This is a genomic window from Streptomyces tendae (assembly GCF_014650435.1).
GTDB lineage: Bacteria > Actinomycetota > Actinomycetes > Streptomycetales > Streptomycetaceae > Streptomyces > Streptomyces tendae.
In genome coordinates this window covers 1-4,345 of the sequence record NZ_BMUY01000050.1, presented here as the reverse complement: position 1 = coordinate 4,345, position 4,345 = coordinate 1, and the positions used below count along the sequence as shown (strand labels likewise).

Annotated in this window: 1 protein-coding gene; it reads left to right on the top strand. The window is 67.3% G+C overall.

Annotation, left to right across the window (positions count from 1 at the left end):
• Positions 1 to 4,345 (top strand): condensation domain-containing protein (locus IE258_RS40335; protein WP_189750763.1); only part of this gene is annotated, 4,345 nt, incomplete at both ends.

The following is a 4,345-nucleotide window of genomic DNA, read 5'->3' as shown; positions in this document are numbered from 1 at the left end:
TGGCCGAGGACCTGCCGGAGTACATGATCCCGGCCGCTTTCGTCCCCCTCGAAGCGCTCCCCCTGACACACAACGGCAAACTCGACCGCACAGCCCTGCCGGTCCCGGAACTGACGGGATCCGCGTCGAGCCGGGCCCCCAGGACCGATCGTGAGAGGGCACTGGTCGAGACCTACGCCGACGTCTTGGGCGTGTCCGGCGTGGGTATCGACGACAGTTTCTTCGATCTGGGCGGGGATTCGATCGTTTCGATTCAGTTGGTGTCGCGGGCGCGTCGGGCGGGTGTGGTGATTACGCCGCGGGATGTGTTTACGCACAAGACGGTGGCGGCGTTGGCGGTGGTGGCGCGGGATGTGGATTCGGTGGTGGTGGAGGATGTGGGGGCTGGTGTGGGAGTGGTGGCGGCTACTCCGATTGTGCGGGCGTTGGAGGAGGTGGGTGGTCCGGTTGACGGGTTTTATCAGTCGATGTTGGTGGTGGCGCCGGTTGGTTTGGTGCTGGGTGATCTGACGGTGGCGGTTCAGGGGTTGCTGGATCGGCATGATGCGTTGCGTATGCGTGTGGTGCGTGGTGCGGAGGGGTGGGTTCTGGAGGTTCTTCCGGTGTCGTCGGTGGTGGCTGGTGGGTGTGTGCGGCGGGTTTCTGTGGAGGGGCTGGCGGCTGATGCGTGGGGTGGTGTGATTGAGGAGGAGACGGGGAGGGCTCGGGCGCGGTTGGCGCCGGAGTCGGGGGTGATGTTGGACGTGGTGTGGTTCGATGCGGGGCCTGGGGTGGCGGGTCGTGTGTTGTTGGTGGTGCATCATTTGGCGGTTGATGGTGTGTCGTGGCGTGTGTTGGTGCCGGATCTGGCTGTTGCGTGGGAGCAGGTTGTGGGGGGCGGTGCTGTTGTTCTGGAGTCGGTGCCGACGTCGTTGCGTACGTGGTCGGGTGTTCTGACGGGGTCGGCGGGTGATCCTGGGCGTGTGGCGGAGCTGGGGTTGTGGCAGGGGATGGTTGCGGGCGGGGATCCGTTGCTGGGTGTGCGTGGTCTGGATCCGGTGGTTGATGTGGTGGGCAGTGCGGCGGTGATGGAGAGGGTGTTGCCTGCTGAGGTGGTGGGGCCGTTGTTGACGACGGTGCCGGCTGCTTTTCGTGCGGGTGTGAATGATGTGTTGTTGACGGCGTTGTCGATTGCGGTGGGGTGTTGGAGGGATCTGCGTGCGGGGGCGGGTTCGGGTGGTGAGGGTGCGGGTTCTTCCGGTGTGCTGATTGATCTGGAGGGGCACGGTCGTGAGGAGGTGGGGGCTGGGCTGGATGTTTCGCGGACGGTGGGGTGGTTCACGAGTACGTATCCGGTGCGGCTTGTTCCGGGGGTGTGTGATCCGGGTGATGGTGCGGGGATGACGCGTGCGTTGAAGGCGGTCAAGGAGCAGCTGCGTCGTGTTCCTGATCACGGTATTGGTTGGGGGTTGTTGCGTTATGTGAATCCGGAGACGCGGGTGGTGCTGGAGTCGGCTCCGGTTCCGCAGATCGGGTTCAACTATCTGGGGCGGTTCCCGGTGGCCGGGGCGGGGGAGGAGGTATGGAGTGCGGCGCCGGAGTCGGCGGCGATCGGTTCGGGTGCTGATCCGGGGATGCCGTTGGGGCATGTGCTGGAGCTGAACGCTCTGACGGAGGATCATGCTGATGGTCCGCGGTTGGTGGCGTACTGGTCGTGGGCGGGTGGGTTGCTGGGTGAGGACGAGGTCTGTGTTCTGGCGGATCTGTGGTTCGCGGCGCTGCGGACGCTCGCCGATCCCGGGACTCTTCCTTCTGTGGGGGCGCTGACCCCGTCTGATCTGCCGTTGATTCCGGTGTCGCAGGGGGAGATCGAGGAGCTGGAAGCGAGCTGGGCCCATACCGGGGTCAGTGACATCCTGCCCCTGTCGCCCCTCCAGGACGGACTCCTCTTCCACGCCCTCTACGACCAGGACGCACAGGACACCCCGGGCGTCCAGCCCTACTTCGTCCAGCTGGTTCTCGAGCTGGAGGGTCCGCTGGATGCCGCTGCTCTGCGGGCCGCCGGGCAGGGGCTGCTCAACCGTCACGCCAACCTGCGGGCGGCCTTCGTCCCGCTCTCGTCCGGCCGCACCGCGCAACTCATCACCCGCACCGTCGAACTCCCCTGGGTGGAGGTGGACCTGACAGCGGTCCATCCGGACGAGCAGCGCGACGAACTTGCGCGGGCGATCGACGCGGATCAGCTCCGGCCCCTTGACCTCGCCGTCGCGCCGCTGCTTCGTTTCACGCTGCTCCACCTGGGCGAGAAGCGCCACGTGCTGCTGATCAGCCATCACCATGTCCTGTGGGACGGCTGGTCTCTTCCCGTCATGCTGGGTGAGCTGTTCGCGTTGTACGGGCAGGGTGGGGAGGGGGCGGTGCTGCCGCGTGTCACCCCGTTCCGTGACTATCTGCAGTGGCTGGCGGTTCAGGATCGGGAGGCGGCGGAGTCGGCGTGGCGGGAGAATCTCGCCGGTCTTGAGGAGCCGACACGTGTGGCGCCTTCGGAGGCTCCGCGGGAGCCGGGGGCGCAGGAGCATCTGACGGTCGAGCTGGATGAGGACTTCACCACCGCGCTGACGCGGGCGGCTCGTGCGAAGGGTGTCACGCTCAACACCGTCGTGCAGGCGGCCTGGGCCATCCTTCTGGCGCGGATGACCGGCCGGCAGGACGTGGTCTTCGGAGCCACGGTGTCGGGCCGGCCGGCTGAGCTCCCCGGTGTCGAGGACATGGTCGGGCTGTTCATCAACACACTTCCGGTGCGGGTGAAGCTCGACCCGGCCGAGCCGCTGGCGGCACTGCTCACCCGCCTCCAGGACGAACAGGCCGCTCTCACGCCCCACCAGCACCTCGGCCTCGCTGATCTGCACCGACTCGCCGGCCTCGGCGAACTCTTCGACACAGCAACCGTGTTCGAGAACTACCCGATGGATCCCAGCACGCTCGTCAGCCGAGACGCGCTCCGTGTCACGGACTTCCACGCCCATGACGCGACGCATTTTCCTCTCGGCCTGACGGTGTTGCCGGGGGCCCGGCTGTCGCTCCAGGTGAGTTACCGTCCGGAGGTCTTCGGTGAGGCCGAGGTCCGTGGCTGGTCCGAGGGGCTTCGGCGGTTGCTGGATGCGGTGGTCGGGGCGCCGGCCACACCCGTGGGGCGTCTGGACGCGCTCGCCGGCGAGGAGAGTGTGCGGCTTCTGGAGGAGTGGAGCGGCAGCGGGCATCCGACGTCGGGGGGCACGCTGGTCGACGTGTTCGCCCAGCAGGTCGCCCGGACGCCCGAGGCTTCTGCGGTGGTGTTCGGTGACAGGACGCTGTCCTTTGCCGAGCTCAACGGGGAGGTCAACCGGCTGGCGCGTCTGCTGATCGGTCGTGGCGCGGGCCCGGGGCGGATCGTGGCCACCGTGCTGCCCCGCTCGGCGCATGCCATCACCACGATTTTGGCGGTGCTGACTTCGGGCGCGGCCTATGTGCCGGTCGATCCGGACTACCCGGCCGACCGTATCGCCTACATCCTGTCCGAGACGGATCCGGTGCTGGTGGCCACGGACACGGCCACCGCGAGTGTCCTGCCGTCGGACCTGACCGAGGTGTTCCTGCTCGACAGCACGGACACCGGGGACAGGCTCGCCGGCCTGTCCGGTGCCCACGTCACCGACGCGGACCGGGACACACCGCTACTGCCCTCCCACCCGGCGTTCGTGATCTACACGTCAGGTTCGACGGGCCGCCCCAAGGGTGTCTCGATGGAGCACCGGAGCGTCGTCAACCTCTTCGAGGACCACCGCGTCACCCTCTTCGCCCCGGCTGTCGCAGCCGCCGGCAAGGAACGCTTCCGGGTCGCCCTGACCGCGTCGCTCTCGTTCGACGCGACCTGGGCCGAGCTGCTCTGGATGTTCGACGGGCATGAACTCCACCTGGTGGACGACGACACCCGCCGGGACGCCGAAGCGGTCATGGCGTATGTGGCGGATCGCAGGATCGATCTCCTCGACACCACGCCGTCCTTCGCGGAGCAGTTGGTCGTTCTCGGGCTCTTCGAGGCGAGTTACCGGCCCAGCGTTCTCCTGCTGGGAGGCGAAGCCGTCGGTACGGCACTCTGGGAGACGCTGCGTCACTCCGGAACAGCCGCGTACAACTTCTACGGCCCCACCGAAACCACGGTCGAAGCGCTTTTCAGTCCCCTCTCCGATTCACCCACGCCGGTGATCGGCCGGCCGGTGTGGAACACCAGGGTGTATGTGCTGGATGCGGGTCTGTTGCCGGTGCCGGTGGGTGTGGCGGGCGAGCTGTACATCGCGGGGTCGGGGCTGGCGCGGGGGTATGTGAA